General features: G+C 54.3%; 27 protein-coding genes. 24 read left to right on the forward strand and 3 right to left on the reverse strand.

Features of this window, described 5'->3' with window-relative positions:
- Positions 1–2: 2 nt before the first annotated feature.
- Positions 3–1,466: an ATPase RavA stimulator ViaA gene (viaA, locus tag SPL01S_RS08555; protein ID WP_004950455.1), complete on the forward strand. Its 1,464-nt coding sequence runs from the start codon at positions 3–5 to the stop codon at positions 1,464–1,466.
- A gap of 3 nt (positions 1,467–1,469) precedes the next feature.
- On the opposite strand, the gene asnA is transcribed toward viaA, so the two are convergent.
- Positions 1,470–2,462: an aspartate--ammonia ligase gene (gene asnA, locus SPL01S_RS08560; RefSeq protein WP_063198827.1), complete on the reverse strand. Its 993-nt coding sequence runs from the start codon at positions 2,460–2,462 to the stop codon at positions 1,470–1,472.
- Between the two features lie 155 nt (positions 2,463–2,617).
- Between asnA and asnC the strand changes: the two genes are divergently transcribed.
- From asnC to glmS, 15 genes are all read left to right on the forward strand, one after another.
- The gene (asnC, locus tag SPL01S_RS08565; RefSeq protein ID WP_062869092.1) at positions 2,618–3,079 is read left to right on the forward strand and encodes a transcriptional regulator AsnC; all 462 of its coding nucleotides are present in this window, start codon (positions 2,618–2,620) and stop codon (positions 3,077–3,079) included.
- Between the two features lie 96 nt (positions 3,080–3,175).
- Entirely contained in the window at positions 3,176–3,616 is a 441-nt protein-coding gene (mioC, locus tag SPL01S_RS08570; RefSeq protein ID WP_004950463.1) for an FMN-binding protein MioC, read from the forward strand.
- A gap of 381 nt (positions 3,617–3,997) precedes the next feature.
- Positions 3,998–5,887, forward strand: coding sequence for a tRNA uridine-5-carboxymethylaminomethyl(34) synthesis enzyme MnmG (gene mnmG, locus SPL01S_RS08575; RefSeq protein WP_063198829.1), 1,890 nt, complete (start codon positions 3,998–4,000; stop codon positions 5,885–5,887).
- A 137-nt stretch (positions 5,888–6,024) separates the two neighbouring features.
- The gene (rsmG, locus tag SPL01S_RS08580) at positions 6,025–6,645 is read left to right on the forward strand and encodes a 16S rRNA (guanine(527)-N(7))-methyltransferase RsmG (protein ID WP_063198831.1); all 621 of its coding nucleotides are present in this window, start codon (positions 6,025–6,027) and stop codon (positions 6,643–6,645) included.
- A 639-nt stretch (positions 6,646–7,284) separates the two neighbouring features.
- Positions 7,285–7,668 carry a F0F1 ATP synthase subunit I gene (atpI, locus tag SPL01S_RS08585; RefSeq protein WP_004950471.1) on the forward strand — a complete coding sequence of 128 codons (384 nt, stop codon included), beginning with the start codon at positions 7,285–7,287 and terminating at the stop codon, positions 7,666–7,668.
- A 21-nt stretch (positions 7,669–7,689) separates the two neighbouring features.
- The gene (gene atpB, locus SPL01S_RS08590; RefSeq protein WP_062793001.1) at positions 7,690–8,469 is read left to right on the forward strand and encodes a F0F1 ATP synthase subunit A; all 780 of its coding nucleotides are present in this window, start codon (positions 7,690–7,692) and stop codon (positions 8,467–8,469) included.
- Between the two features lie 49 nt (positions 8,470–8,518).
- The gene (gene atpE / locus SPL01S_RS08595; protein ID WP_004093904.1) at positions 8,519–8,758 is read left to right on the forward strand and encodes a F0F1 ATP synthase subunit C; all 240 of its coding nucleotides are present in this window, start codon (positions 8,519–8,521) and stop codon (positions 8,756–8,758) included.
- A 57-nt stretch (positions 8,759–8,815) separates the two neighbouring features.
- Positions 8,816–9,286, forward strand: coding sequence for a F0F1 ATP synthase subunit B (atpF, locus tag SPL01S_RS08600; protein ID WP_004950476.1), 471 nt, complete (start codon positions 8,816–8,818; stop codon positions 9,284–9,286).
- A 14-nt stretch (positions 9,287–9,300) separates the two neighbouring features.
- The gene (atpH, locus tag SPL01S_RS08605; protein WP_004950480.1) at positions 9,301–9,834 is read left to right on the forward strand and encodes a F0F1 ATP synthase subunit delta; all 534 of its coding nucleotides are present in this window, start codon (positions 9,301–9,303) and stop codon (positions 9,832–9,834) included.
- Positions 9,835–9,846: 12 nt separating this feature from the next.
- A complete protein-coding gene (gene atpA, locus SPL01S_RS08610; RefSeq protein ID WP_006321797.1) occupies positions 9,847–11,388 on the forward strand; it encodes a F0F1 ATP synthase subunit alpha in 1,542 nt (513 codons plus the stop codon).
- 59 nt (positions 11,389–11,447) lie between these two features.
- Positions 11,448–12,311 (forward strand): F0F1 ATP synthase subunit gamma, encoded by an 864-nt coding sequence (gene atpG, locus SPL01S_RS08615; RefSeq protein ID WP_013815069.1) that lies wholly within the window; start codon positions 11,448–11,450, stop codon positions 12,309–12,311.
- A gap of 32 nt (positions 12,312–12,343) precedes the next feature.
- Positions 12,344–13,726, forward strand: a complete 1,383-nt coding sequence (atpD, locus tag SPL01S_RS08620; protein WP_063198834.1) for a F0F1 ATP synthase subunit beta — start codon at positions 12,344–12,346, stop codon at positions 13,724–13,726.
- A gap of 20 nt (positions 13,727–13,746) precedes the next feature.
- The gene (locus SPL01S_RS08625; RefSeq protein WP_004950490.1) at positions 13,747–14,166 is read left to right on the forward strand and encodes a F0F1 ATP synthase subunit epsilon; all 420 of its coding nucleotides are present in this window, start codon (positions 13,747–13,749) and stop codon (positions 14,164–14,166) included.
- Between the two features lie 296 nt (positions 14,167–14,462).
- Positions 14,463–15,833, forward strand: a complete 1,371-nt coding sequence (gene glmU / locus SPL01S_RS08630; protein ID WP_063198837.1) for a bifunctional UDP-N-acetylglucosamine diphosphorylase/glucosamine-1-phosphate N-acetyltransferase GlmU — start codon at positions 14,463–14,465, stop codon at positions 15,831–15,833.
- 284 nt (positions 15,834–16,117) lie between these two features.
- Positions 16,118–17,947, forward strand: coding sequence for a glutamine--fructose-6-phosphate transaminase (isomerizing) (gene glmS, locus SPL01S_RS08635; RefSeq protein WP_063198840.1), 1,830 nt, complete (start codon positions 16,118–16,120; stop codon positions 17,945–17,947).
- Between the two features lie 48 nt (positions 17,948–17,995).
- Here glmS and SPL01S_RS08640 read toward each other — a convergent pair whose 3' ends face one another.
- Entirely contained in the window at positions 17,996–18,376 is a 381-nt protein-coding gene (locus SPL01S_RS08640) for a hypothetical protein (RefSeq protein WP_063198842.1), read from the reverse strand.
- Between the two features lie 217 nt (positions 18,377–18,593).
- On the opposite strand from SPL01S_RS08640, the gene pstS reads away from it, so the two are divergent.
- From pstS to SPL01S_RS08680, 8 genes are all read left to right on the forward strand, one after another.
- Positions 18,594–19,634, forward strand: a complete 1,041-nt coding sequence (pstS, locus tag SPL01S_RS08645; protein WP_004950502.1) for a phosphate ABC transporter substrate-binding protein PstS — start codon at positions 18,594–18,596, stop codon at positions 19,632–19,634.
- An 89-nt stretch (positions 19,635–19,723) separates the two neighbouring features.
- Positions 19,724–20,680 carry a phosphate ABC transporter permease PstC gene (gene pstC, locus SPL01S_RS08650; protein WP_004950505.1) on the forward strand — a complete coding sequence of 319 codons (957 nt, stop codon included), beginning with the start codon at positions 19,724–19,726 and terminating at the stop codon, positions 20,678–20,680.
- A gap of 1 nt (position 20,681) precedes the next feature.
- Entirely contained in the window at positions 20,682–21,572 is an 891-nt protein-coding gene (gene pstA, locus SPL01S_RS08655; RefSeq protein WP_013815072.1) for a phosphate ABC transporter permease PstA, read from the forward strand.
- Between the two features lie 54 nt (positions 21,573–21,626).
- Positions 21,627–22,397 carry a phosphate ABC transporter ATP-binding protein PstB gene (pstB, locus tag SPL01S_RS08660; RefSeq protein ID WP_369982368.1) on the forward strand — a complete coding sequence of 257 codons (771 nt, stop codon included), beginning with the start codon at positions 21,627–21,629 and terminating at the stop codon, positions 22,395–22,397.
- A gap of 14 nt (positions 22,398–22,411) precedes the next feature.
- Positions 22,412–23,146 (forward strand): phosphate signaling complex protein PhoU, encoded by a 735-nt coding sequence (gene phoU, locus SPL01S_RS08665; protein ID WP_013815073.1) that lies wholly within the window; start codon positions 22,412–22,414, stop codon positions 23,144–23,146.
- Between the two features lie 169 nt (positions 23,147–23,315).
- Positions 23,316–24,155 carry an ABC transporter substrate-binding protein gene (locus tag SPL01S_RS08670; protein ID WP_004950512.1) on the forward strand — a complete coding sequence of 280 codons (840 nt, stop codon included), beginning with the start codon at positions 23,316–23,318 and terminating at the stop codon, positions 24,153–24,155.
- Between the two features lie 79 nt (positions 24,156–24,234).
- A complete protein-coding gene (locus SPL01S_RS08675) occupies positions 24,235–24,948 on the forward strand; it encodes an amino acid ABC transporter permease (protein WP_004950513.1) in 714 nt (237 codons plus the stop codon).
- A gap of 1 nt (position 24,949) precedes the next feature.
- Positions 24,950–25,690, forward strand: a complete 741-nt coding sequence (locus SPL01S_RS08680) for an amino acid ABC transporter permease (RefSeq protein WP_063198844.1) — start codon at positions 24,950–24,952, stop codon at positions 25,688–25,690.
- 10 nt (positions 25,691–25,700) lie between these two features.
- Here SPL01S_RS08680 and yieH read toward each other — a convergent pair whose 3' ends face one another.
- Positions 25,701–26,366, reverse strand: a complete 666-nt coding sequence (gene yieH, locus SPL01S_RS08685) for a 6-phosphogluconate phosphatase (RefSeq protein WP_063198847.1) — start codon at positions 26,364–26,366, stop codon at positions 25,701–25,703.
- Between the last annotated feature and the right edge of the window lie 48 nt (positions 26,367–26,414).

Raw genomic sequence — 26,414 nt, forward strand, 5'->3', positions numbered from 1 at the left:
CGATGCTCAGCCTGGAAACGCTCGATCTGCTGCTGGCGATCACCGAAGGTGAGCTGATCGAGGAGATGATCGTCGGCATGCTGGCAGCCCCGCAGCTAACGGTTTTCTTCAAGAAATTTCCGGCCATCCGCCGGGCGCTGGATCGCGACCTGCCACGCTGGAAGCTGCAACTGAAAGAGCGTATCCATGAAGCCATGGTCCCGCCGGCGCTGGCTCAGGAGTTTTATCGCTATCAACAGTGCCAGTTGGAGAACAATACCCAGTTCTATCACCACCTGAACGACACCCTCGATCTACTGCGCCAGCTGGTTTCCCCGTTTTATGAGCAGGCCCGTTCGCTGGTGGATGCCGCCGATCTGCCCAATCATCCGCTGGACGACAGTTTCCAGACCCTGTTTTTGCAGCGCTGGCGCATCAGCCTGACGCTACAGGCCACCATGCTGCACCATCAGTTGCTGGAACAGGAGCGAGAGCAACTGATGGCGGAGTTGCAGGAACGTCTGGCGCTGAGCGGTGCGCTGGAGCCGCTGTTGTCGGAAAACGACACCGCCGCCGGGCGGTTGTGGGATATGAGCAAAGGCCACCTGCAACGCGGCGACTACCAGCGGCTGGTGGAATATGGCAATTTCCTGCAACAGCAGCCGGAGCTGAAAAAATTGGCGCAGCAATTGGGCCGGAGCTATCAGGCCAAGGCGGTGCAACAGCAAGATGCTCTGCCGGAACCGTTCCGCGTAATGGTCCAGGTGCCGGCCACGCTACCGGAAGAGGTCAGCGGCATTCACCAAAGCGACGATATTCTGCGCCTGCTGCCGCCGGAACTGGCCACGCTGGGCATTGAAGAGCTGGAGTTCGAATTTTACCGTCGCCTGCTGGAAAGGCGGCTGTTGACGTATCGCCTGCAGGGCGACGTCTGGCAGGAACAAATCCTGATCCGACAGGTCACCCACCAGCAGCAAGATCAGCAGCCGCGTGGGCCGTTTATCGTCTGCGTGGACACTTCAGGTTCGATGGGCGGTTTCAATGAGCAGTGCGCCAAGGCTTTTTGCCTGGCGCTGCTGCGCATCGCGTTGGCGGATAACCGCCGTTGCTACATTATGCTGTTCGCCAACCAGATCGTGCATTACGAACTTACCGCCGCCAGCGGTATCGAGCAGGCGGTGCGTTTTCTCGGCCAGCATTTTCGCGGCGGTACCGATCTGGCCGCCTGCCTGAACGCCACGGTCACAAAAATGGCAGACAGCGGCTGGTTTGACGCCGATGCGGTGATCATTTCTGACTTTATTGCCCAGCGGTTGCCGGAGGAGGTCATAAAGAAGGTGAAACAGCAGCAACAAAGCCACCAGCAGCGCTTTCATGCCGTGGCGATGTCTGCCTATGGCAAACCCGGCATCATGCGCATCTTCGATCATATCTGGCGCTTTGATACCGGGTTAAAAAGCCGTTTAATGCGCCGCTGGCGGCGCTGAGGATTACAACAGCCCTTCGACCGCTTCACGCACTTGCGGCGACCACACGCCGCATTGCACCTGGCCGATATGCGACAGCTGCAGCAACAGCATGACCAGACGCGATTGACCGATGCCACCGCCAATGGTCTGCGGCATATCGCCGCGCAGCAACGACTGATGCCATTCCAGCTTGAGACGATCTTCATCGCCAGTCAGCGACAGTTGGCGTTTCAGCGCCTCGGCGTCAACGCGGATCCCCATAGAAGAAAGTTCAAAGGCATCCTGCAATATCGGGTTCCACACCACAATATCGCCGTTCAGGCCGGCCAGCCCTTCAGCCGCCGGTGTGGTCCAGTCATCATAATCCGGCGCACGCACGTCGTGGGATTTGCCATGCGACAGTTTACCGCCGATACCGATCAGGAATACCGCACCCAGCTCTTTGGCAATAGCCCGCTCGCGGCCTTTGGCGTCCAGCTCGGGGTAACGTTGCAACAGGGTTTCGCTGTGAACAAAGTGGATTTGCTCTGGCAGGAACGGCGTTAAGCCGTATTCGCGGCTCACTTCGGCCTCCGTAGCCTTAATAGCCGTATAAATGCTGCGCACGGTGCTTTGCAGGTAATCCTGGCTGCGTTCACCGTCGCCCATCACCCGTTCCCAATCCCATTGATCAACGTAAACCGAGTGGATCGCGCTCAGACGATCTTCATCCGGGCGCAGCGCTTTCATATGGGTATACAGGCCTTCACCTGCACCGAAATCATAGCTGCCCAAGGTTTTGCGTTTCCACTTGGCCAGCGAATGCACCACTTCGAAGGTGGCGTCCGGCAAGGTTTTCACCTTCACTTGCACCGCTTTCTCGCTGCCGGACAGGTTGTCCTGAGTGCCGTCACCCAAACGGCTGAGGATAGGCGCCTGCACTTCGATCAGGCCAAGCTGCTGTTCCAACTGGCGGGAGAAGAAGGATTTAACCAGGCTGATTTGTTGTTGTTTTTGGATAAACTGTTTTTTCATTGCCGTATCTCTTATAAATTTGTCTCTGTTGCCATCGATTAAGCAACAGAACGGCAGCGTAATTCAATATCCGCTAACTAATATTGCCTTTTCACTTTTAATCATTCATTTTTAGGCGGTGATAATTCAACAATCAGCAATTAATGGGGGTTTAAATGGCGGAAAATTACCAGATCGATAATCTCGATCGCGGCATTCTCAACGCCCTGATGGAGAATGCGCGCACGCCCTATGCCGAACTGGCGAAGACCTTTGCCGTCAGTCCCGGCACCATCCATGTGCGGGTAGAGAAAATGAAGCAGGCCGGTATCATCACCGGCGCACGGGTAGACGTGAACCCCAAACGTCTGGGTTACGACGTCTGCTGTTTTATCGGCATTATATTAAAGAGTGCCAAAGACTATCCTTCCGCGCTTAAAAAACTCGAAAGCCTGGAGGAAGTGGTCGAGGCCTACTACACCACTGGCCACTACAGCGTGTTTATCAAAGTGATGTGCCGCTCGATAGATGCATTGCAACAAGTACTTATCAACAAGATCCAGACGATTGACGAGATCCAGTCCACCGAAACCCTGATCTCGCTGCAGAACCCCATCATGCGTACCATCACGCCTTAGTCAGTTAATTAGTATACCCATATTATCCACAGGTAGATCCCAGCCGATTCACAGCGTACAATGCTGCGACTTTAAGAAGGCTGGGATCATTCATTCATGGCAGATATAACCCTGATCAGTGGCAGTACGCTTGGCAGCGCCGAGTATGTAGCCGAACATTTGGCTGAAAAGCTGGAAGAAGCGGGCTTCACTACCGAGATGCTGCACGGTCCTGAATTGGATGAACTGACCCTGTCCGGACGTTGGCTGGTGGTGTCTTCAACCCACGGCGCCGGCGACTTGCCGGATAATCTGCAGCCGCTTCTGGAACAAATAGAAGAACAGCAACCTGACTTATCCCAGGTGCAGTTCGGTGCCGTCGGTTTAGGCAGCTCTGAATACGATACCTTTTGTGGCGCGATCCAACGGATCAACGATCTTTTGATCGCCTGTGGAGCGAAAAGGATCGGCGATCGGTTGGAGATCGACGTGACTAAACACGAAATTCCTGAGGATCCGGCAGAGGAATGGGTGAAAAACTGGGTTAATTTACTCTGATTTGCTCAAAGATCACGCGAACGATTGTGGATAACTATGCTTGAAAGCAGGGTAAAAGCAGTAGTTATCCCAATAACAACCCTAGGTCGCTTTTTGTCCTGTGCATAACATGCCATTTAGATCCCAGCTTATAAGCAACAGGATCACCGATCATTCACAGCTAACGATCCTCCTTAATCCACTGATCTCACTCGCGAATAATCACTTATCCACAGAGGATCGCGATCCTAATAAGAGATCTAATAAAGAGATCTTTAAATAAAAAAGATCTTCTTTTAATTACCTAAGATCCTGACCACTTGGTCGATCGACTAAACTTGAGTAGAATCTCCCACCCCAGGGCAAACAACGATCGTTCGCAATACGGCGAGGTGCAGTTCCATGTTTTATCCAGATCAATTTGACGTCATCATCATCGGTGGTGGCCATGCCGGTACCGAAGCCGCTATGGCTGCGGCACGCATGGGGCGTCAGACTTTATTATTGACACACAATATCGATACGCTGGGGCAGATGTCTTGCAACCCGGCAATTGGCGGTATTGGTAAAGGGCATCTGGTTAAGGAAATTGATGCACTTGGCGGCCTGATGGCCACGGCGATCGACCATGCCGGCATCCAGTTTAGGATACTAAACGCGAGTAAAGGCCCTGCGGTACGAGCGACTCGTGCTCAGGCAGACCGCGTACTGTATCGCCAGGCAGTTCGCACCGCTCTGGAGAACCAACCTAACCTGATGATCTTCCAACAGCCGGTCGAAGATCTGATTGTGGAAAACGATCGAGTCGTCGGTGCCGTTACCCAGATGGGCCTGAAATTCCGTGCCAAAGCGGTAGTACTGACCGTAGGCACCTTCCTGGACGGCAAGATCCACATTGGTCTGGAAAATTACAGCGGTGGCCGTGCCGGGGATCCACCGTCGATCTCGCTGTCACAGCGTTTGCGCGAATTGCCGTTGCGGGTAAACCGTCTAAAAACCGGTACGCCACCGCGCATTGACGCACGCACCATCGATTTCAGCGTATTGGCTCCGCAGCATGGCGATACGCCGATTCCGGTTTTCTCGTTCATGGGCAATGCCAATCAGCACCCGAAACAAATGGCGTGCTACATCACCCATACCAACGAAAAAACCCATGACGTGATCCGTAATAACCTCGATCGTAGCCCGATGTATGCCGGGATCATCGAAGGGATCGGCCCACGCTACTGCCCGTCGATCGAAGACAAAGTGATGCGCTTTGCCGATCGTAACGCGCACCAGATCTTCCTCGAACCGGAAGGCCTGACCAGCAATGAAATTTATCCAAACGGCATCTCCACCAGCTTGCCGTTTGACGTACAGATGCAGATCGTTCGTTCGATGGAAGGGATGCAGAATGCCCGCATCATTAGACCAGGCTATGCCATCGAATATGATTTCTTCGATCCGCGCGATCTGAAACCCACGTTGGAAAGCAAATTTATCCAGGGCTTGTTCTTCGCCGGCCAGATCAACGGCACCACCGGCTATGAAGAAGCCGCGGCCCAGGGCCTGCTGGCCGGTCTGAACGCCGGGCGCTATGCCAATGAAGACGAAGGCTGGTCGCCACGCCGCGATCAGGCCTATCTGGGCGTGCTGGTAGACGATCTCAGCACGCTGGGTACCAAAGAACCCTACCGCATGTTTACCTCACGCGCCGAATACCGCCTGATGCTGCGCGAAGACAATGCCGATCTGCGCCTGACCGAAAAAGGCCGTGAACTGGGCCTGGTTGACGATGCCCGCTGGGCGCGTTTCAGCGAGAAGCTGGAACATATCGAACAAGAACGTCAGCGCTTGCGGGACATTTGGATGCATCCGCACGCCGAAAACGTCGAGCAGGTCAACGCGTTGCTGAAAGCCCCGCTGTCACGCGAGGCTAACGGCGAGGAACTGCTGCGTCGACCTGAAATGGATTACGCGCAACTGACCACCGTTGCCGCTTTCGCGCCGCCGCTGGCGGATACTCAGGCTGCCGAACAGGTTGAGATCCAGGTAAAATACGAAGGTTATATCGCTCGCCAGCAGGAAGAGATCGAAAAGCAACAGCGTAACGAGAATACCGTGCTGCCGCTGGATCTCGATTATCAGCAGGTGTCCGGCTTGTCGAATGAAGTGATCGCCAAACTGAACGATCATAAACCGAACTCTATCGGTCAGGCTTCGCGTATCTCCGGCATCACTCCGGCGGCGATCTCGATCCTGCTTATTTGGCTGAAAAAGCAGGGGCTGCTGCGCCGCAGCGCATAAATCCTGTTTCTGAACGGCCGTTTGTTTACTCAGTGAACAAACGGCCGCTGACATCATCCCGGGCCTGAATTATCATGGTCGCCTTATTGGCCAGCCCTGATTAGGCTTGCCGTTTCGCGCCTGTCAGAGGACACGTTGTGCAGAAAAAATTAGATTCGCTGCTCTCGGCGGCAGGCATTGCGCTTCCCGATCAGCAAAAACAGCAGTTGCTGGGTTATGTCGGCATGCTGGATAAGTGGAACAAAGCTTACAACCTCACCTCCGTGCGCGATCCGCAGCAAATGCTGGTGCGCCATATTCTCGACAGCATCGTGGTGAACCCGCATCTGCAAGGCTCACGTTTTATCGACGTCGGCACTGGGCCTGGTCTGCCGGGGATCCCATTGGCTATCGTTCGTCCTGATTCTCATTTCACCCTGCTCGACAGTCTGGGCAAGCGCGTGCGCTTCCTGCGCCAGGTGCAGCATGAACTGGGATTGACCAATATCGAGCCGGTGCAGAGTCGTGTTGAAGCGTTTCCGGCCGAACCGCCTTTTGACGGCGTCATCAGCCGCGCTTTCGCTTCGCTGCAGGATATGCTGTCCTGGTGCCATCATCTGCCGGCAAGAGGGCAGGGGAGGTTCTACGCGCTGAAAGGGGTACGCCCGGATGAAGAGCTGGCGCAACTGCCTGAAGGCATAGTGCTGGAGTCGGTGGTGCGTCTGCAGGTACCGGAACTCGAAGGTGAACGCCATTTGGTGGTACTTAAGGCAAACTGAGTTTGCTTTTGATCAAATAAGCGTGAATTAAAGAGGGGGCCCAACGCAGAAGGTAAGCAGGCTAACTAAATGGTGGTTTCTTTAGTTAATTTACTTTTTATTAACACAAAAATAGCCGCTAATTAGCGACAATAGAGTAATTGCCATTTGAAATAGTCACGTTAGCAACGATAGGCGAACGATTCTGCTTTGCTGCTAATGTTAATTGGCTGTTGTAATATTAGCCCGGAAGCTGTCAATAAAAGGTTTTTATCGGGTATATGGATTGTTTTTGAACAGTTAACTTGTAATGTTTTGATTTATAATATTTTTTGATCGCCCAATTAGCTAAAGACTGTTTGCGTTACGATGAGCTATAAATCATTACGAGGCATTATTGTGAGCGGCTCCACGTTTCTTGGTGCAATGCTGGAATAATCAGACAATTAAATTAGCCCTATTATTCCGACCGTTTTCTTGTGAAAATGGCCTGAAATGGGGGAATTTAAATAATTGTTCACCTTTTCGCTACTTATCGATTGAATTCGTTGGTATGCCCCGTATAATTTGCTCGTTTTTTGCTGCTTGACTCAGGACAGCAAAGACAGTTTTATACGTCACTCAGCATACCCCCTCTGGGGTACGGAGAGAACAAACGTCATGTCTGTGTCCCTTTACAGCGGAAAAGTAGCACGCAAACTGCTGTTCCTGCAGTTAATGACTTTTGTTCTGATCAGCGCTGTTTTCTTGCTGAAAAGCCTGGAATGGAGCGCTTCGGCATTGGCAGGTGGTCTCGCCGCCTGGTTGCCGAGTGCAATGTTTATGCTGTTTGCCTTGCGCCATCAGGCGCAGACGCCGGCGCCCGGTCGGGTTGCCTGGTCGTTCGCCATAGGCGAGGGGCTAAAGGTCGTGATCACCATCGTTTTGCTGATCGTGGCGCTTGGGGTGTTCAAGGCGGAGTTTATACCGCTTGGCCTGACCTATTTAGCGGTGTTAGTGGTGCAAATAGTGGCACCCGCCGTGATTAACAGTTACCGAAATTAACTAAATAAGGGTAGAGGCATCATGTCTGCAGGAGAAGTCTTGACTCCACAGGAGTATATCGGTCACCACCTGACGCAGCTTCAGGTCGGGACGGGGTTCTGGTCGATCAACATCGACTCGATGTTTTTCTCCGTCGTCCTCGGAGCGCTCTTCCTGGTGATCTTCCGCAAAGTGGCTAAAAACGCCACCAGCGGCGTGCCGGGTAAACTGCAAACCGCGGTGGAACTGGTCGTTGGGTTCGTCGACAGCAGCGTCAAAGATATGTACCACGGCAAGAGCAAGGTGATCGCTCCGTTGGCGCTGACTGTGTTTGTCTGGGTATTCCTGATGAACATGATGGACTTGCTGCCGATCGACCTGTTGCCAACCATTGGTGAACGTTACCTCGGTCTGCCTGCGCTGCGCGTCGTGCCTACCGCGGACGTCAACGTGACCTTGTCGATGGCGTTGGGCGTATTTATCCTGATTTTGTTCTACAGCATCAAAATGAAAGGCGTTGGCGGGTTCGTTAAAGAGTTAACCATGCAGCCGTTCAACCACCCTGTATTCATTCCTATCAACCTGATTCTTGAAGGTGTCAGCCTGCTGTCCAAGCCTGTTTCTCTGGGCCTGCGACTGTTCGGCAACATGTATGCGGGTGAGTTGATCTTCATCCTGATTGCCGGCCTGTTGCCGTGGTGGTCACAGTGGGTCCTGAGCTTGCCTTGGGCTATTTTCCACATCCTGATCATTACGCTTCAAGCCTTTATTTTCATGGTTCTGACGATTGTCTATCTGTCGATGGCATCTGAAGAGCACTGATTTTCTTAAAACACTTGCACTTTTAAACTGAAACAAACTGGAGACTGTCATGGAAAACCTGAGTATGGATCTGCTGTACATGGCTGCCGCTGTGATGATGGGTTTAGCGGCAATCGGTGCTGCGATCGGTATCGGCATCCTGGGTGGTAAATTCTTGGAAGGCGCTGCACGTCAGCCTGACCTGATTCCTCTGCTGCGTACACAGTTCTTTATCGTTATGGGTCTGGTTGACGCCATCCCGATGATCGCTGTTGGTCTGGGTCTGTACGTGATGTTTGCTGTCGCGTAAGTAGAGAAGTTCTCTACACTGAAACCACACTATTAACTTTTAAAGAGGCATTGTGCTGTGAATCTTAACGCAACAATCCTCGGCCAGGCCATCGCGTTCGTTCTGTTTGTCTGGTTCTGCATGAAGTATGTATGGCCGCCGATTATGGCTGCCATCGAGAAGCGTCAGGGAGAAATTGCTGACGGTCTCGCTTCTGCAGAGCGTGCCAAAAAAGATTTGGACTTAGCGCAAGCCAATGCGACCGACCAGCTGAAAACTGCTAAAGCAGAAGCTCAGGTGATCATCGAGCAAGCAAACAAACGCAAAGCTCAGATCATGGATGAAGCGAAAGCCGAAGCCGAGCAGGAACGTAACAAAATCGTGGCGCAGGCTCAGGCTGAGATCGAAGCCGAACGTAAGCGCGCTCGTGAAGAGTTGCGTAAGCAAGTCGCGATGCTGGCAATTGCCGGCGCCGAGAAGATCATCGAACGTTCCGTGGATGAAGCTGCTAACAGCGACATCGTTGATAAACTGGTCGCTGAACTGTAAGGAGGGAGGGGCTGATGTCTGAATTTGTAACTGTAGCTCGCCCCTACGCCAAAGCAGCTTTTGACTTTGCCGTTGAGCACCAAAGCGTAGAACGCTGGCAGGATATGCTGGCGTTTGCCGCTGTTGCCACTCGCAATGAACAAATTTCTGAACTGCTGTCTGGTGCTGTCGCGCCGGAGACGCTGTCCAAAACGTTCATCGCTGTTTGTGGCGAGCAGCTCGACGAACATGGCCAGAACTTTATCCGTGTAATGGCCGAAAATGGACGTTTACTGGTTCTTCCTGCGGTGCTGCAGCAGTTCATCGAACTGCGCGCTTTGCTGGAATCCACCGTCGAAGTCGAAGTGCTCTCTGCGAGCGTACTTAACGACGAACAGCAGGCTAAAATTGCCGCTGCGATGGAAAAACGTCTGTCACGCAAAGTTAAGCTGAATTGCAAAATTGACAAGTCTGTTCTGGCTGGCGTGATTATCCGCGCCGGCGATATGGTGATTGATGGCAGCGTTCGCGGTCGTCTTGAACGCCTGACAGACGTCTTGCAGTCTTAAGGGGACTGGAGCATGCAACTGAATTCCACCGAAATCAGCGAACTGATCAAGCAGCGCATTGCTCAGTTCAATGTGGTGAGCGAAGCTCACAATGAAGGTACTATTGTTTCCGTCAGTGACGGGATCATCCGCGTTCACGGTCTGGCCGAAGTTATGCAGGGCGAAATGATCGCGCTGCCAGGCAACCGTTACGCAATCGCATTGAACCTGGAGCGCGACTCCGTAGGTGCCGTGGTTATGGGTCCGTACGCGGATCTGGCCGAAGGCATGAAGGTAAAATGTACCGGCCGTATTCTGGAAGTTCCGGTTGGCCGTGGCCTGCTGGGCCGTGTAGTTAACACCCTGGGCGCACCTATCGACGGTAAAGGCCCGGTTGATAACGACGGTTTCTCCCCGGTTGAAGCTATCGCCCCTGGTGTTATCGAGCGTCAATCCGTAGATCAGCCGGTTCAGACTGGCTACAAATCTGTTGATGCGATGATCCCAATCGGCCGTGGCCAGCGTGAGCTGGTGATCGGTGACCGTCAGACCGGTAAAACCGCTCTGGCCATCGATGCGATCATCAACCAACGCGACTCCGGCATCAAATGTGTTTACGTGGCTATCGGCCAGAAAGCATCCACCATCGCTAACGTGGTACGCAAACTGGAAGAGCACGGCGCATTGGCTAACACCATCGTTGTGGTTGCGACCGCGTCTGAATCCGCTGCACTGCAATACCTGGCTCCCTATGCCGGTTGTGCGATGGGTGAATACTTCCGTGACCGCGGTGAAGATGCACTGATTGTTTACGATGACCTGTCCAAACAGGCTGTCGCTTATCGTCAGATCTCCCTGCTGCTTCGTCGTCCACCAGGTCGTGAAGCTTACCCAGGCGACGTATTCTACCTCCACTCCCGTTTGCTGGAGCGTGCTGCGCGTGTTAACGCCGACTACGTTGAAGCCTTCACCAAAGGTGAAGTCAAAGGCCAAACCGGTTCACTGACCGCTCTGCCGATCATTGAAACCCAGGCAGGTGACGTTTCCGCGTTCGTTCCGACCAACGTAATCTCGATTACCGATGGTCAGATCTTCCTGGAATCCAACCTGTTTAACTCCGGTATTCGTCCGGCAGTTAACCCGGGTATCTCTGTATCCCGTGTGGGCGGTGCAGCGCAAACCAAGATCATGAAAAAACTGTCCGGTGGTATTCGTACCGCGCTGGCACAGTATCGTGAACTGGCTGCGTTCTCTCAGTTCGCTTCCGATCTGGATGATGCGACCCGCAAACAGCTGAGCCACGGTCAGAAAGTGACCGAGCTGCTGAAACAGAAACAGTATGCGCCGATGTCCGTCGCACAACAGTCTCTGGTGCTGTTTGCCGCAGAACGTGGCTACCTGAACGACGTTGAAGTCGCGAAAGTCGTGAGCTTCGAAGCCGCGCTGGTTGCTTACGCAGACCGCGAGCATGCCGAGTTGCTGAACCACATCAACCAAACTGGCAATTTCAACGATGAGATCGAGGGCAAGCTGAAAGCTATCCTCGAGACCTTCAAGAAAACCCAGTCCTGGTAACGCCTAACGGTCCTGCTGTTGAAAGACAGCAGGCCGTCTGGTAATGAGGAGAAGCAGAGATGGCCGGCGCAAAAGAGATACGTAGTAAGATCGCGAGCGTGCAAAACACGCAAAAGATCACTAAAGCGATGGAAATGGTCGCCGCCTCCAAAATGCGTAAATCGCAGGAACGCATGGCGGCCAGCCGTCCTTATGCAGAGACCATGCGCAAAGTGATTGGTCACCTTGCGTTAGGTAATCTGGAATATAAGCACCCGTACCTGGATGAGCGTGACGTTAAGCGCGTCGGGTATCTGGTGGTGTCTACTGACCGTGGTCTCTGTGGTGGCTTGAACATCAACCTGTTCAAGCGGCTGTTGTCAGAGATGAAAGGCTGGTCCGAAAAAGGCGTCGAAGTTGATTTGGCGTTGATTGGCTCGAAAGCGGCTTCTTTCTTTGGTTCCGTGGGCGGCAACGTGGTTGCCCAGGTGACCGGCATGGGGGATAAACCTTCCCTGTCGGATCTGATCGGGCCGGTGAAAGTGATGCTGCAAGCCTACGACGAAGGTCGTTTGGACAAGCTGTACATTGTCAGCAACAAATTTGTCAATACGATGTCCCAGGAACCACAGATCGTTCAGCTGCTGCCGTTACCGCCTTCCGATGACGGTGAGCTGAAGAAAACGTCCTGGGATTACCTGTATGAACCCGATCCAAAAGTGCTGCTTGATACCTTGCTGCGCCGCTATGTGGAATCGCAAGTTTATCAGGGCGTCGTGGAAAACCTGGCCAGCGAGCAGGCCGCACGAATGGTAGCGATGAAAGCCGCAACCGATAACGGCGGTAGCCTGATCAAAGAGCTGCAGTTGGTATACAACAAGGCTCGTCAGGCCAGCATCACTCAGGAACTCACCGAGATCGTTTCGGGAGCCTCCGCGGTTTAAGCTAGGTTTACGAATTACGTAGAGGATTCAAGATGGCTACTGGAAAGATTATCCAGGTAATCGGCGCCGTAGTGGACGTCGAGTTCCCTCAGGATGCCGTACCGAAAGTGTACAACGCTCTTGAGGTAGAAAACGGTGCCAATAAGCTGGTGCTGGAAGTTCAGCAACAGCTGGGCGGTGGCGTGGTTCGCTGTATCGCGATGGGGACCTCTGATGGTCTGCGTCGCGGTCTGAAAGTGATCGACCTGGATCACCCGATTGAAGTACCGGTAGGTAAAGCTACCCTGGGCCGTATCATGAACGTATTGGGTGAACCAATCGACATGAAAGGCGACATCGGCGAAGAAGAACGTTGGGCAATTCACCGTCCAGCGCCAAGCTACGAAGATTTGGCCAACTCCCAGGATCTGCTGGAAACCGGTATCAAGGTTATGGACCTGATCTGTCCGTTCGCTAAGGGCGGTAAAGTGGGTCTGTTCGGCGGTGCGGGCGTGGGTAAAACCGTAAACATGATGGAGCTGATCCGTAACATCGCGATCGAACACTCCGGTTATTCCGTGTTTGCGGGCGTGGGTGAGCGTACTCGTGAGGGTAACGACTTCTACCACGAAATGAACGACTCCAACGTACTGGACAAAGTATCCCTGGTTTACGGCCAGATGAACGAGCCACCGGGTAACCGTCTGCGCGTTGCTCTGACCGGTCTGACCATGGCGGAGAAATTCCGTGACGAAGGCCGCGACGTTCTGCTGTTCGTTGATAACATCTACCGTTATACCCTGGCCGGTACCGAAGTGTCCGCACTTCTGGGCCGTATGCCATCTGCGGTAGGTTATCAGCCAACGCTGGCGGAAGAGATGGGCGTTCTGCAAGAACGTATCACCTCTACCAAGACCGGTTCTATCACCTCCGTACAGGCCGTTTACGTTCCTGCGGATGACTTGACTGACCCGTCACCAGCCACCACCTTTGCCCACTTGGACGCAACCGTGGTACTGAGCCGTAATATCGCTTCTCTGGGTATCTACCCGGCCGTTGACCCGCTGGATTCCACCAGCCGTCAGTTGGATCCGCTGGTAGTTGGCCAGGAGCACTACGATGTAGCGCGTGGCGTGCAGTCCATTCTGCAACGTTACCAGGAACTGAAAGATATCATCGCAATTCTGGGTATGGACGAGCTGTCAGAAGAAGACAAACTGGTCGTATCCCGTGCGCGTAAAATCCAACGCTTCCTGTCTCAGCCGTTCTTCGTGGCAGAAGTCTTTACCGGTTCTCCGGGCAAGTTCGTATCGCTGAAAGACACCATTCGTGGTTTCAAAGGCATTATGGACGGCGACTATGACCACCTGCCTGAACAAGCGTTCTACATGGTTGGCACCATTGAAGAAGCAGTGGAAAAAGCCAAGAAACTGTAACGTCTTGAGAGGAGGGTGATATGGCTATGACTTACCATCTGGATGTAGTCAGCGCGGAAAAACATATGTTTTCCGGCCTGGTGCAAAAGATCCAGGTGACAGGTAGCGAAGGCGAACTGGGGATTTTCCCTGGCCATGCGCCGCTGCTGACTGCCATCAAGCCTGGCATGGTGCGTATTGTTAAACAACACGGTGAAGAAGAGTTCATCTACCTGTCCGGTGGTATCCTTGAGGTACAACCGAGCGTGGTAACCGTGCTGGCTGACACTGCTATCCGTGGAACGGACCTCGACGAAGCGAGAGCGCTGGAAGCTAAGCGTAAAGCTGAAGAGCATATCAGCAGCTCTCATGGCGATGTCGACTATGCTCAGGCATCTGCAGAACTGGCGAAAGCGATCGCGAAACTGCGCGTTATCGAGCTTACCAGAAGATCGATGTAATATTTTGGCGTGTGCATAACGCAGCTAAAATTAAGAAAGCGGCCTATAGGGTCGCTTTTTTTTTGCTTTAAAATAAGCGTTTCTACCCGGCGGGGATTGTGATGTATAACACCCGGTACAGGCTAAAAATGTCTCCGATTGCCGACAATTATACCCTGCATAACGGGATGTCAGGCTGAGCTGCGGAACGCCTAGTGCCACATGGCTTATGCCCGGTTCGTGCAGAGAAATATGTAGTAATATTGTCACCAAAGGGTTCTACTTTCGTCCATCAAAATGGAGTTATCAGGTTGCTTATGTCGAACAGCGCAATGAGTGTGGTGATCCTCGCCGCGGGCAAGGGAACACGCATGTATTCCGATCTTCCCAAGGTGTTACATCCGTTGGCCGGCAAGCCGATGGTGCAGCACGTCATTGATGCCGCGATGAAACTGGGCGCGAAAAACGTCCATCTGGTGTATGGCCACGGCGGTGATTTGCTGAAAAGTACCCTGACCGATGAAGCGTTGAACTGGGTGCTGCAGGCCGAGCAACTGGGTACCGGCCATGCCATGCAGCAGGCTGCGCCGCATTTTGCCGATGATGAAGACGTCCTGATGCTGTACGGTGACGTGCCGCTGATCTCCGTCGATACGCTCACTCGCCTGCTGGCGGCGAAGCCGCAGGGCGGCATTGGCCTGCTGACGGTAAAGCTGGCTGACCCAAGCGGTTACGGCCGCATCGTGCGTGAGAACGACGATGTAGTGGGTATCGTTGAGCATAAGGATGCCAGCGAAGCCCAGCGCCAGATTACTGAAATCAATACCGGTATTTTGGTCGCTAACGGGCGCGATCTTAAGCGCTGGTTGGGGATGTTGAACAACGACAATGCGCAGGGTGAATTCTACATCACGGATATTATTGCGCTGGCCCATGCCGATGGTAAGAAAATTGAAGCGGTGCACCCGTCACGCCTGAGCGAAGTGGAAGGCGTGAATAACCGCCTGCAGCTGTCGCGGCTTGAGCGTATCTATCAGGCAGAACAATCTGAAAAATTACTGCTGGCCGGCGTAATGCTGCTGGATCCGGCGCGTTTTGACCTGCGTGGGGAACTTGTGCACGGCCGCGATATCTCTATTGATGCTAATGTCATCATCGAAGGATCGGTAACGCTGGGGGACCGGGTGAAGATCGGTGCCGGCTGTGTACTGAAAAACTGCGTGATCGGCGATGACTGCGAAATCAGTCCGTACAGCGTGTTGGAAGATGCGGTGCTGGAATCTGCTTGTACCGTGGGGCCATTTGCCCGTTTACGCCCGGGCGCAGAGTTGGCAGAAGGCGCTCACGTCGGCAATTTCGTGGAGATAAAAAAAGCGCGTCTGGGCAAAGGTTCCAAAGCGGGCCATCTGAGCTACCTGGGTGATGCTGAAATTGGCGATGATGTGAATATCGGTGCCGGTACCATTACCTGTAACTATGATGGTGCCAATAAGCATAAAACCGTTATTGGCGACGGCGTGTTTGTCGGTTCAGACACCCAACTGGTGGCGCCGGTTTCCGTTGGCAAAGGTTCCACCATTGCTGCGGGTACCACGGTCACCCGTGATATCGCTGAAAACGAGCTGGTGCTGAGCCGCGTCAAGCAGGTGCATATTCAGGGCTGGCAGCGCCCGGTGAAAAAGAGATAGCCCTTCATCTTTCGAGCTGCAGCGTTGTTGGCTTCATGCCAGAACCCCAGTCACTTACTTGAGTAAGCTCCTGGGGATTCTGGCACTTGCCGTCTAGCTGCAACCCGAAATCTATTGGGCGGTAGTTAAAAAATTATGTTTTGTATTGGGCTCCGAAGATGAGCCCAATACAAAACATAATAATCCCCATTCTCTACAGGCTCGGGGACGCACGGTAAAAACCGGCAAAATCAGGTCAAGGCATCGAAAGCGCCCCGAAAGGCGTTTAATTAGGAATACAACTGATGTGTGGAATTGTAGGCGCAGTAGCGCAACGTGATATTGCAGAAATTCTGTTGGAAGGGTTACGCCGTCTTGAGTACCGCGGTTACGACTCCGCCGGTCTGGCGGTGGTTGATGCCGAAGGCAACGTAAGCCGTTTACGCCGCGTAGGCAAAGTCAATAAACTGACCGAAGCCGCAGAACAACACGAGCTGCATGGTGGCACCGGTATTGCTCACACCCGCTGGGCAACGCACGGTGAACCTACCGAAGCGAATGCGCACCCGCATGTTTCTGATTACATCACCGTGGTGCATAACGGCATCATCGAAAACCACGAACCGCTGCGTGAATTGCTGATCGAGCGCGGTTATCACTTCAGCTCTGAGACCGACACTGAGGTGATTGCACACCTGGTGCATTGGGAACAGCGCCAGGGCGGTACGCTGCTGGAAGTGGTGCAGCGCGTGATTCCACAATTACGCGGCGCCTACGGCACCGTGGTCATGGACAGCCGCGATCCTAGCGTGCTGGTGGCTGCGCGCTCCGGTAGCCCGTTGGTTATCGGCCGCGGCGTGGGCGAAAACTTTATCGCTTCCGATCAGCTGGCTCTGCTGCCGGTAACTCGCCGCTTTATCTTCCTGGAAGAAGGCGACGTGGTGGAAGTGACCCGCCGCACCGTCAGCATTTTCGACAAACAGGGGAACGCCATCGAGCGTCCTGAGATCGAATCCAAAGTGCAGTATGACGCCGGTGACAAAGGCGCTTACCGTCACTACATGCAAAAAGAGATCTACGAACAGCCGCTGGCGCTGAAAAACACCCTGGAAGGGCGTTTCAGCCATGGCCAAATCAACCTGAGCGAACTGGGTCCGCGCGCCGATGAATTGCTGGCTAAAGTGCAGCACGTGCAAATCATCGCCTGCGGCACCTCCTACCACTCCGGTATGGTGGCGCGTTATTGGTTCGAAGCGCTGGCCGGCGTGCCGTGCGACGTCGAAATCGCCTCGGAATTCCGCTACCGCAAATCTGCCGTGCGCCCGGGCAGCCTGATCATCACGCTGTCGCAGTCCGGTGAAACCGCCGATACCCTGGCGGCGTTGCGCCTGTCTAAAGAGCTGGGTTACCTCGGTTCCCTGGCGGTGTGTAACGTGGCCGGTTCTTCGCTGGTGCGTGAGTCCGATTTGGCGCTGATGACCAAAGCCGGTACTGAAATCGGCGTAGCTTCTACCAAAGCCTTCACCACACAGCTTGCGGTATTGCTGATGCTGGTGGCGCGTTTGGGTCGTCTGAAAGGCATGGCGGAAAGCGTTGAGCATGAAATCGTGCATGCTCTGCAGGCGCTGCCGGCGCGTATCGAACAGATGCTGTCGCTGGACAAAAATATTGAAGCGCTGGCGGAAGGTTTCTCCGACAAGCATCACGCGCTGTTCCTTGGCCGTGGCGATCAGTACCCGATCGCTATGGAAGGCGCACTGAAGCTGAAAGAGATCTCCTACATTCATGCGGAAGCCTATGCGGCGGGTGAGCTGAAACATGGCCCGCTGGCGTTGATCGACGCCGATATGCCGGTCATCGTGGTGGCGCCGAACAACGAACTGCTGGAAAAACTGAAGTCCAACATCGAAGAAGTGCGCGCGCGCGGCGGCCAGCTGTACGTGTTCGCCGATCAGGACGCCGGTTTCGTCAGCAGCGAAGGGATGACCATCATTCCATTGCCGCACGTGGAAGAAATCGTGGCGCCGATCTTCTATACCGTGCCGTTGCAGCTGCTGTCCTATCACGTAGCGCTGATCAAAGGCACCGACGTTGACCAGCCGCGTAATCTGGCGAAGTCCGTCACGGTAGAGTAATCAGCTGCTGTTATGTTTGAAAAGCCGGCCTGAGCGCCGGCTTTTTTATCATTTAATTTTGTTATTCAGGTCTTGTACCGAGCGTTTCAGATCGCTGATTTCGCTTTGGGCATTGTCTTGCCCTTGTAACTTACGTTTCAGATTGTCGATCTCGCTGTTTTGATTTCGGTTCTCGCTTTCCATATTGCTCAGCTTGTCTTGCAGTTTCTTGATGGCCTGTTCCTGAAGCCTTAATTGTTCTTTGAAGCCGTCTAAATCTCCAAGATCATAATTGGAAATGATGTAGCCTTGGTCGTAATGGCTCCAAAGAAGAATGTTATCGGTACTGCCGCTCGATTGCTTGCTGCGCTGTAATCCATCCGCCGCCGTGGCGTTGGCCATAGCCAGCAAACCAAGGCTAACCGTTGACAATATAAGTATTTTTTTCATATGAAGTCCCTTTTCCTGGGTAAGGTATAACAGAATGTTTCAGGTTAAATAATAGCCTAATCAATATGTTAATTGCACTCTTGGTGTCTTGTAATATAACTGTCATATTTCGTACATTTTACTGTCACCAAACTGTCCTATTTTCCCTCCTGCAGCAATACTTACTCTGATGAAAACGACTTGAAGTCGATTTTTGAATATCCCATTAGGAGGGATTATGAAACTGATGCGTACCACCGTCGCCAGTATTGTGGCAGCGACTTTCTCCCTGACCGCCGTGTCCGCGTTCGCTGCTGCCAGCCTGACCGGTGCAGGTGCGACATTCCCCGCTCCGGTGTATGCCAAGTGGGCAGATTCTTATCAGAAAGAAACCGGCAACAAGGTTAACTATCAGGGGATCGGTTCCTCTGGCGGCGTGAAGCAAATCATCGCCAACACCGTTGACTTTGGTGCTTCTGATGCCCCGTTGTCTGACGACAAACTGGCGGCCGATGGCCTGTTCCAATTCCCTACCGTGATCGGCGGTGTAGTGCTGGCCGTAAACATCCCGGGTATCAAATCCGGTGAATTGACCCTGGACGGTAAAACGCTGGGTGACATCTACCTGGGCAACGTGAAGAAATGGAATGACCCGGCAATCACCAAGCTGAACCCGGGCGTCAAGCTGCCGGATCAGAATATCGCCGTGGTACGCCGCGCTGACGGTTCAGGCACCTCTTTCGTGTTCACCAGCTACCTGTCTAAAGCCAACGCGCAGTGGAAAGAGAAAATCGGCGCAGGCTCTACCGTTAACTGGCCAACCGGTCTGGGCGGCAAAGGCAACGACGGCATCGCCGCGTTCGTACAGCGTCTGCCAGGCTCTATCGGCTACGTTGAGTACGCTTACGCCAAGCAAAACAACCTGGCTTACACCAAGCTGATTTCTGCCGACGGCAAGCCGGTCAGCCCAACCGAAGAGAGCTTCAGCGCCGCCGCTAAAGGCGTGGATTGGAGCAAAACTTTCGCTCAGGACCTGACTAACCAGAAAGGCGATGGCGCATGGCCAATCACCTCCACCACCTTCATCCTGGTGCACAAAGAGCAGAAAAACCCGGCTCAGGGCGCAGAAGTGCTGAAGTTCTTTGACTGGGCGTACAAAACCGGCGCCAAGCAGGCCAACGATCTGGATTACGCCTCTCTGCCTAACGAAGTGGTTGAGCAGGTGCGTGCAGCATGGAAAACCAACGTAAAAGACAGTTCCGGTAAAGCACTGTACTAAAGAACGCAGGGGCGCGGGTTCACCGCGCTCCAGCCTATTTTGCAGGGCTCACCCATTGAGCTCGCCAGGGTTAAAACAGAGAGTGATCTATGGCTGAGTATAAGCCGACCATTAAAGCACCGAGTAAAAATGGTGATGTCATCTTCAGCGCGCTGGTCAAACTGGCGGCGCTGATTACCCTATTGTTGCTGGGCGGCATTATTGTTTCGCTGATTTTCGCCTCCTGGCCGAGCATGCAGAAATTCGGCTTCGCCTTCTTGTGGACCAAAGAATGGGACGCGCCTGCCGAACAGTTCGGTGCGCTGGTTCCGATTTACGGTACCGTCGTCACGTCGTTGATTGCCCTGATTATTGCCGTACCCGTGAGCTTCGGTATCGCGCTGTTCCTGACCGAGCTGGCGCCAAACTGGCTGAGACGCCCACTGGGCATCGCTATTGAGTTGCTGGCGGCAATCCCGAGTATCGTTTACGGCATGTGGGGCCTGTTCGTGTTTGCGCCGCTGTTTGCCGAATATTTCCAGACTCCGGTTGGCGACGTGCTGTCCGGCATTCCTATTGTCGGCGAGCTGTTTTCCGGCCCGGCGTTCGGTATCGGTATTCTGGCAGCCGGGGTGATCCTGGCGATCATGATTATTCCTTACATCGCCGCCGTCATGCGCGACGTGTTCGAACAGACCCCGGTGATGATGAAAGAGTCGGCCTATGGCATCGGCTGCACCACCTGGGAGGTGATGTGGCGTATCGTGCTGCCGTTTACCAAGAATGGCGTGATTGGCGGCGTGATGCTGGGATTGGGTCGCGCGCTGGGGGAAACCATGGCGGTGACCTTCATCATCGGTAACACCTACCAGCTCGACAGCGCTTCACTGTATATGCCGGGTAACAGTATTACCTCTGCGCTGGCCAACGAATTCGCCGAAGCGGAATCGGGCGTGCACACCGCAGCGTTGATGGAGCTGGGCCTGATTCTGTTTGTTATCACCTTTATCGTCCTGGCGCTGTCGAAGTTGATGATCATGCGTCTGGCCAAGAAAGAGGGGCGCTAACGTGGCGACTATGGAAATGCAAAACGACGTGGCGCTGTTAGAAAGCCGCCGCAAAATGCAGGCCTGGCGCCGCCAGAAAAACCGACTGGCGCTGTTCTTGTCGATGGCGACCATGGTATTCGGCCTGTTCTGGCTGGTGTGGATCCTGTTCTCCACCGTGACCAAAGGCATCGACGGCATGTCGCTGGCGTTGTTCACCGAAATGACGCCGCCGCCGAACACCGCAGGCGGTGGCCTGGCGAACGCCATCGCCGGTAGCGGCTTGTTGATCCTGTGGGCCACCGTGTTCGGTACGCCGCTGGGCATCATGGCCGGCATTTACCTGGCGGAGTACGGCCGTAAATCCTGGTTGGCGGAAGTCATCCGCTTTATTAACGATATTTTGCTGTCGGCGCCGTCGATAGTCGTGGGCCTGTTCGTCTACACCATTGTGGTGGCGAAGATGGAACACTTCTCCGGCTGGGCCGGGATCATCGCGCTGGCGTTGTTGCAGGTACCGATCGTTATCCGTACCACTGAAAACATGTTGAAGCTGGTGCCGGATACGCTGCGTGAGGCGGCTTACGCGCTGGGTACGCCGAAATGGCGCATGATTTCTGCCATCACGCTGAAAGCCTCGATCTCCGGCATTATCACCGGCGTGTTGCTGGCCATTGCGCGTATCGCCGGGGAAACCGCACCGTTGCTGTTTACCTCGCTGTCGAATCAGTTCTGGAGCACCGACCTGATGCAGCCGATCGCCAACCTGCCGGTCACCATTTTCAAATTCGCCATGAGCCCGTTCGCCGAATGGCAACAGTTGGCTTGGGCAGGGGTGCTGTTGATTACCCTGTGTGTACTGTTACTGAATATCCTGGCGCGTGTGGTTTTCGCCAAGCAGAAGCATTCATAAAATTTTGAGCGCTGCCGTGGCGGCGCTGATGAAAAGAGAGAAGTCTTGATGAGTATGGTTACTGACGCTTCCAGCAGCAAAATTCAGGTACGCGATCTGAACTTCTACTATGGCAAATTCCATGCGCTGAAAAACATCACGCTGGATATTGCCAAGAACAAGGTCACCGCGTTTATCGGTCCGTCCGGCTGTGGCAAATCCACTCTGCTGCGTACTTTCAACAAGATGTACCAGCTGTACCCCGAGCAGCGTGCTGAAGGCGGCATCCTGCTGGATGGGCAGAACATTCTGACCGACAACTCGGATATCGCCCTGCTGCGCGCCAAAGTCGGCATGGTGTTCCAGAAACCGACGCCGTTCCCGATGTCGATTTACGACAATATCGCCTTCGGCGTGCGCCTGTTTGAAAAGCTGTCGCGTGCCGACATGGACGAGCGCGTCCAGTGGGCGTTGACCAAGGCGGCGTTGTGGAACGAAACCAAAGACAAGCTGCACCAGAGCGGTTACAGCCTGTCTGGCGGTCAGCAACAGCGCCTGTGCATCGCACGCGGCATTGCCATTCGCCCGGACGTTTTATTACTGGACGAGCCCTGCTCTGCGCTGGATCCGATCTCCACCGGCAAAATCGAAGAGCTGATCAGCGAACTGAAGTCTGACTACACCGTGGTGATTGTGACCCACAACATGCAGCAGGCCGCGCGTTGTTCTGACTCCACGGCATTTATGTATCTGGGCGAACTGATCGAGTTCAGTGATACTGATAACCTGTTCACCGCGCCACAGAAAAAACAGACCGAAGACTACATCACCGGCCGCTACGGTTGATTACGGGAACCCAAATGGACAACCTGAATTTAAATAAACACATTTCCGGCCAGTTCAACGCAGAACTTGAGCACATCCGTACCCAGGTGTTGACCATGGGCGGGCTGGTGGAACAGCAACTGACCGACGCTATCACCGCGATGCATAATCAGGACGGTGAACTGGCCAAACGCGTTATCGAAGGTGACGCCAAGGTCAATATGATGGAAGTGGCGATCGACGAAGCCTGCGTGCGCATCATTGCCAAGCGCCAGCCGACCGCTAGCGATTTGCGTCTGGTGATGGCGATCATCAAGACCATCTCCGAGCTGGAACGTATCGGCGACGTGGCGGATAAAATTTGTCGCACCGCGCTCGAGAAATTCTCGCACCAGCATCAGCCGTTGCTGGTCAGCCTGGAGTCGCTTGGCCGCCATACCGTGCAGATGCTGCATGACGTGCTGGACGCCTTTGCGCGTATGGATCTGGATGAAGCTATCCGGATTTACCGCGAGGACAAGAAGGTCGATCAGGAGTATGAGGGCATCGTCCGTCAGTTGATGACCTATATGATGGAAGACACCCGCACTATTCCAAGCGTGCTGACTGCGCTGTTCTGTGCCCGTTCGATCGAGCGTATCGGCGACCGTTGCCAGAACATCTGCGAATTTATTTTCTACTTCGTGAAAGGTCAGGATTTCCGTCACATTGGCGGCGATGCGCTGGAAAAACTGCTGTCTGCCGACGGCAAAGAAGAGAAAAAAGAGTAATTTTCCCCGCGAGTTACTCCCCGGAAGGCGCAGAAAACTGCGCCTTTATGCTGTTTAAAACCCTCAAAGATAAAAAGGTTATAAATATAGCTTTTTATATTATTTCCTGACCTATGTGGCTCTTGCTAGCTTAGCAGCCAGCAGGACATCAACCACTTAGGAGCTTTTCATGAAACACCGCGCTTTGGCCTTAACTCTGTTAGCCAGCCTGACCAGCCTCGCCACCGGCGCCGCACATGCGGATAAACTCGACGACATCAAGAAAGCCGGCGTAGTGCGTATCGCGGTGTTCGACAGTAACCCGCCGTTCGGCTATATCGATCCGCAAAGCAAAAAGTTGGTCGGTTATGACGTTGATGTCGCAGACGCGATCGGCAAGGCGCTGGGCGTAAAAGTTGAGTTGCGCGCCACCAACCCGGCTAACCGCATTCCCTTGCTGGTATCCAAGAAGGTCGATTTGATCGCCGCCAACTTCACCATTACCGACGAGCGCGCCAAGGAAGTGAATTTCAGCGTGCCGTATTTCGCTACCGGCCAGAAATTTATCGCCCGTAAAGGCGTGCTGAAAACCCCGGAAGACATTAAAAAGCTGCGCATCGGTGCAGATAAAGGGACAGTGCAGGAAATCACCCTGCGTGAACATTACCCAACGGCAAAAGTGATCTCTTACGACGATACCCCGCTGGCCTTTGTGGCGCTGCGTAACGGCAACGTACAGGCGATCACTCAGGATGACGCCAAGCTGGTTGGCCTGCTCGGCAACCTGCCGGCGGCGCAGAAAGCCGATTTTGAGATTTCACCGTTCAGCATCACCAAAGAGTACCAGGGCGTTGGCATTCCAAAAGGGGAAGATCGCCTGACCGCCAGCATTAACGACACGCTGATCAAGCTGGAAAAAGACGGCGAAGCGGTTAAGATCTACGACCGCTGGTTCGGCCCGGAAACCAAAACCGCCCAACCGCGCGGCGATTTCAAGATCGCGCCTTTGGATCAACAGCCAAAAGCCTGACGATCTGGAGTGCCGAGATCTGAACGGAGGGGCGCAGCTTGCTGCGCCCCTGATGCATTTGGCAAAACAAGGATTGAACATGAATTTGGACTGGCTGCTGGCGCCTCAGTATCTGGGCTGGTTATGGGATGGCTTCCTGCTGACGCTGTGGCTTTCCGCTTGCGCGAGCCTGGCGGCCACGCTGTTGGGCTTGATACTGACGGCGATGCGCGACAGTAGCCTGCGTCCGCTGCGCTGGCTGGCGGTGGGCTACAGTTCGTTGTTTCGCAATACGCCGCTGTTGGTGCAGCTGTTCTTCTGGTATTTCGCTGCCGGGCAGATCCTGCCTTCCTCCGCCATGCAGTGGCTGAACACTTCGCATCAAATCGGGCCAATCGCCTGGCCGTCGTTCGAGTTTCTCGCCGGCTTCTTTGGCCTGACGTTGTATTCCACTGCTTTTATCGCCGAAGAGATCCGCTCCGGTATCCGCGGTGTCGCAGGCGGGCAAAAATACGCGGCCAATGCGCTGGGGCTGACCGGCTGGCAGGCCATGCGTTACGTGGTGCTGCCGCAGGCGCTGAAAATTGCCTTTCCGCCGCTGTTGGGCCAATACATGAACGTGATAAAAAATTCTTCGCTGACCATGGCGATCGGCGTTGCCGAGCTGTCTTACGCCTCGCGTCAGGTGGAAACCGAAACGCTGCGCACCTTCCAGGCGTTCGGCGTTGCGACGGTGTTGTACATCGCCATCATTGCGTTATTGGAAGGCTGGGGCATGTGGCGACAGCAACGTAAACCCCTGGGAGGGCACTAACATGGATTTCGGCGTTATTTACGACAATCTGGGTTATTTATTGTGGGGCACCTGGCCGGATGGGCCATTGGGCGGCGCGGCGTTGACGCTGGCGATCAGCCTGATGGCCGGCGTGGCTTCGGCTGTCCTCGGCACGCTGCTGGGCGTGGCGTTGGCGATGTCGCGCGGCGTAGCCGCCGGGTTATTGGCTGCGGTGCTGGGCTTTTTCCGCGCAATCCCGGTCATCATGCTGATTTTTTGGACCTACTTCCTGCTGCCGATCCTGTTTGGCGTGGATATCCCGGAGATCACCACCGTGGTCTGCGCATTGGCGCTGATCGCGTCGGCCTATCTGGCCCATGCGGTGAAAGCAGGCATTGTCGCCATTGGTCCCGGCCAGTGGCAGGCCGGTTTGTCGCTGGGGCTGACCCGTTGGCAAACGCTGCGGATGATCGTGCTGCCGCAGGCGTTGCGCATGATGGTGCCGTCGTTTATCAACCAGTGGATTTCCCTGATCAAGGACACCTCATTGGCTTATATCGTCGGCGTCAGCGAACTGACCTTTCTGGCGACCCAGGTCAATAACCGCAGCATGGTGTACCCGATGGAAGTGTTCCTGTTTGTCGCGCTGGTGTACTTCGTGTTCTGCCTGGCGCTTGATCTGCTGGCCAATGCGGTTAACCGCCGCCTCAGCCCGCAGGCCAGGGCATTGAGACGTTCCTGGCGCTGGTGGCGCAACAAACCGCCGCTGCCGGCGAGTTGATCGGGGTCGATTAACGGGTCAACTGCCAGCCGCGTTCCCGCCATAACGCCGGAAGTTGGGCCAGATCGTCAAACGGGGTGACCAACGGGTGATCGATAGGCTGGTTGTGCGGATCGGCACAGAAGTAAAACACCGGAATGTCGGCGGCGATCCCGGCCTGGGCTCCGGCGGCGGAATCATCCACCAGAATACAACGCTCTACCGGCACCTGCATTTTTTCGGCGGCGTGGAACAGGAGCGCCGGGTCCGGTTTCCAGCGCTGGATGTCATAGCCGCTGAACAACCGGTCATCAAAATAGTTCAGCATGCCGGTCAGGCCGAGCGAGTGCTGCATTTTGCTGACCGGGCCGTTGGAGACGGTGCACATCGGCACCGCTACTTGTGCCAGCAACTCGCGCGCGCCGGCGATCTCCTGTAGCTCACTGTCGAACAGACGGGCTACTTCCCGGCGATATAAGGGTTCCAATTCCTCTTTCGGCAGCGTGATGCCGTGCTCCGCATTAACCTGTTCGATGATCTCGTACAGCTTTATCCCTTTGTATTTCCTGAACATCTCGTCCAACGACAACTGAAGGCCGTAGTGGGCGAACATATGCACATAAGCTTTGCTGCACAGCACTTCGCTGTCTACCAGCGTGCCGTCGCAATCAAACAAAATGCAGTCGATCTGATTCATCAGGGTAAGCGTCCTTCGGTTAAGCGGCGATAAACCACTTTAACCGTA

Origin of the sequence: Serratia plymuthica NBRC 102599, assembly GCF_001590925.1 — a bacterium.
Lineage (GTDB): Bacteria > Pseudomonadota > Gammaproteobacteria > Enterobacterales > Enterobacteriaceae > Serratia > Serratia plymuthica.

What these genes read in the sequence shown, in the direction of transcription:
- viaA (WP_004950455.1), top strand. Translation starts at nt 3, where the DNA reads ATGCTCAGCCTGGAAACGCTCGATCTGCTGCTGGCGATCACCGAAGGT.
- asnA (WP_063198827.1), bottom strand. Translation starts at nt 2,462, where the DNA reads ATGAAAAAACAGTTTATCCAAAAACAACAACAAATCAGCCTGGTTAAA.
- asnC (WP_062869092.1), top strand. Translation starts at nt 2,618, where the DNA reads ATGGCGGAAAATTACCAGATCGATAATCTCGATCGCGGCATTCTCAAC.
- mioC (WP_004950463.1), top strand. Translation starts at nt 3,176, where the DNA reads ATGGCAGATATAACCCTGATCAGTGGCAGTACGCTTGGCAGCGCCGAG.
- mnmG (WP_063198829.1), top strand. Translation starts at nt 3,998, where the DNA reads ATGTTTTATCCAGATCAATTTGACGTCATCATCATCGGTGGTGGCCAT.
- atpI (WP_004950471.1), top strand. Translation starts at nt 7,285, where the DNA reads ATGTCTGTGTCCCTTTACAGCGGAAAAGTAGCACGCAAACTGCTGTTC.
- atpB (WP_062793001.1), top strand. Translation starts at nt 7,690, where the DNA reads ATGTCTGCAGGAGAAGTCTTGACTCCACAGGAGTATATCGGTCACCAC.
- atpE (WP_004093904.1), top strand. Translation starts at nt 8,519, where the DNA reads ATGGAAAACCTGAGTATGGATCTGCTGTACATGGCTGCCGCTGTGATG.
- atpH (WP_004950480.1), top strand. Translation starts at nt 9,301, where the DNA reads ATGTCTGAATTTGTAACTGTAGCTCGCCCCTACGCCAAAGCAGCTTTT.
- atpA (WP_006321797.1), top strand. Translation starts at nt 9,847, where the DNA reads ATGCAACTGAATTCCACCGAAATCAGCGAACTGATCAAGCAGCGCATT.
- atpG (WP_013815069.1), top strand. Translation starts at nt 11,448, where the DNA reads ATGGCCGGCGCAAAAGAGATACGTAGTAAGATCGCGAGCGTGCAAAAC.
- atpD (WP_063198834.1), top strand. Translation starts at nt 12,344, where the DNA reads ATGGCTACTGGAAAGATTATCCAGGTAATCGGCGCCGTAGTGGACGTC.
- SPL01S_RS08625 (WP_004950490.1), top strand. Translation starts at nt 13,747, where the DNA reads ATGGCTATGACTTACCATCTGGATGTAGTCAGCGCGGAAAAACATATG.
- glmU (WP_063198837.1), top strand. Translation starts at nt 14,463, where the DNA reads ATGTCGAACAGCGCAATGAGTGTGGTGATCCTCGCCGCGGGCAAGGGA.
- glmS (WP_063198840.1), top strand. Translation starts at nt 16,118, where the DNA reads ATGTGTGGAATTGTAGGCGCAGTAGCGCAACGTGATATTGCAGAAATT.
- SPL01S_RS08640 (WP_063198842.1), bottom strand. Translation starts at nt 18,376, where the DNA reads ATGAAAAAAATACTTATATTGTCAACGGTTAGCCTTGGTTTGCTGGCT.
- pstS (WP_004950502.1), top strand. Translation starts at nt 18,594, where the DNA reads ATGAAACTGATGCGTACCACCGTCGCCAGTATTGTGGCAGCGACTTTC.
- pstC (WP_004950505.1), top strand. Translation starts at nt 19,724, where the DNA reads ATGGCTGAGTATAAGCCGACCATTAAAGCACCGAGTAAAAATGGTGAT.
- pstB (WP_369982368.1), top strand. Translation starts at nt 21,627, where the DNA reads ATGGTTACTGACGCTTCCAGCAGCAAAATTCAGGTACGCGATCTGAAC.
- phoU (WP_013815073.1), top strand. Translation starts at nt 22,412, where the DNA reads ATGGACAACCTGAATTTAAATAAACACATTTCCGGCCAGTTCAACGCA.
- SPL01S_RS08670 (WP_004950512.1), top strand. Translation starts at nt 23,316, where the DNA reads ATGAAACACCGCGCTTTGGCCTTAACTCTGTTAGCCAGCCTGACCAGC.
- SPL01S_RS08675 (WP_004950513.1), top strand. Translation starts at nt 24,235, where the DNA reads ATGAATTTGGACTGGCTGCTGGCGCCTCAGTATCTGGGCTGGTTATGG.
- SPL01S_RS08680 (WP_063198844.1), top strand. Translation starts at nt 24,950, where the DNA reads ATGGATTTCGGCGTTATTTACGACAATCTGGGTTATTTATTGTGGGGC.
- yieH (WP_063198847.1), bottom strand. Translation starts at nt 26,366, where the DNA reads ATGAATCAGATCGACTGCATTTTGTTTGATTGCGACGGCACGCTGGTA.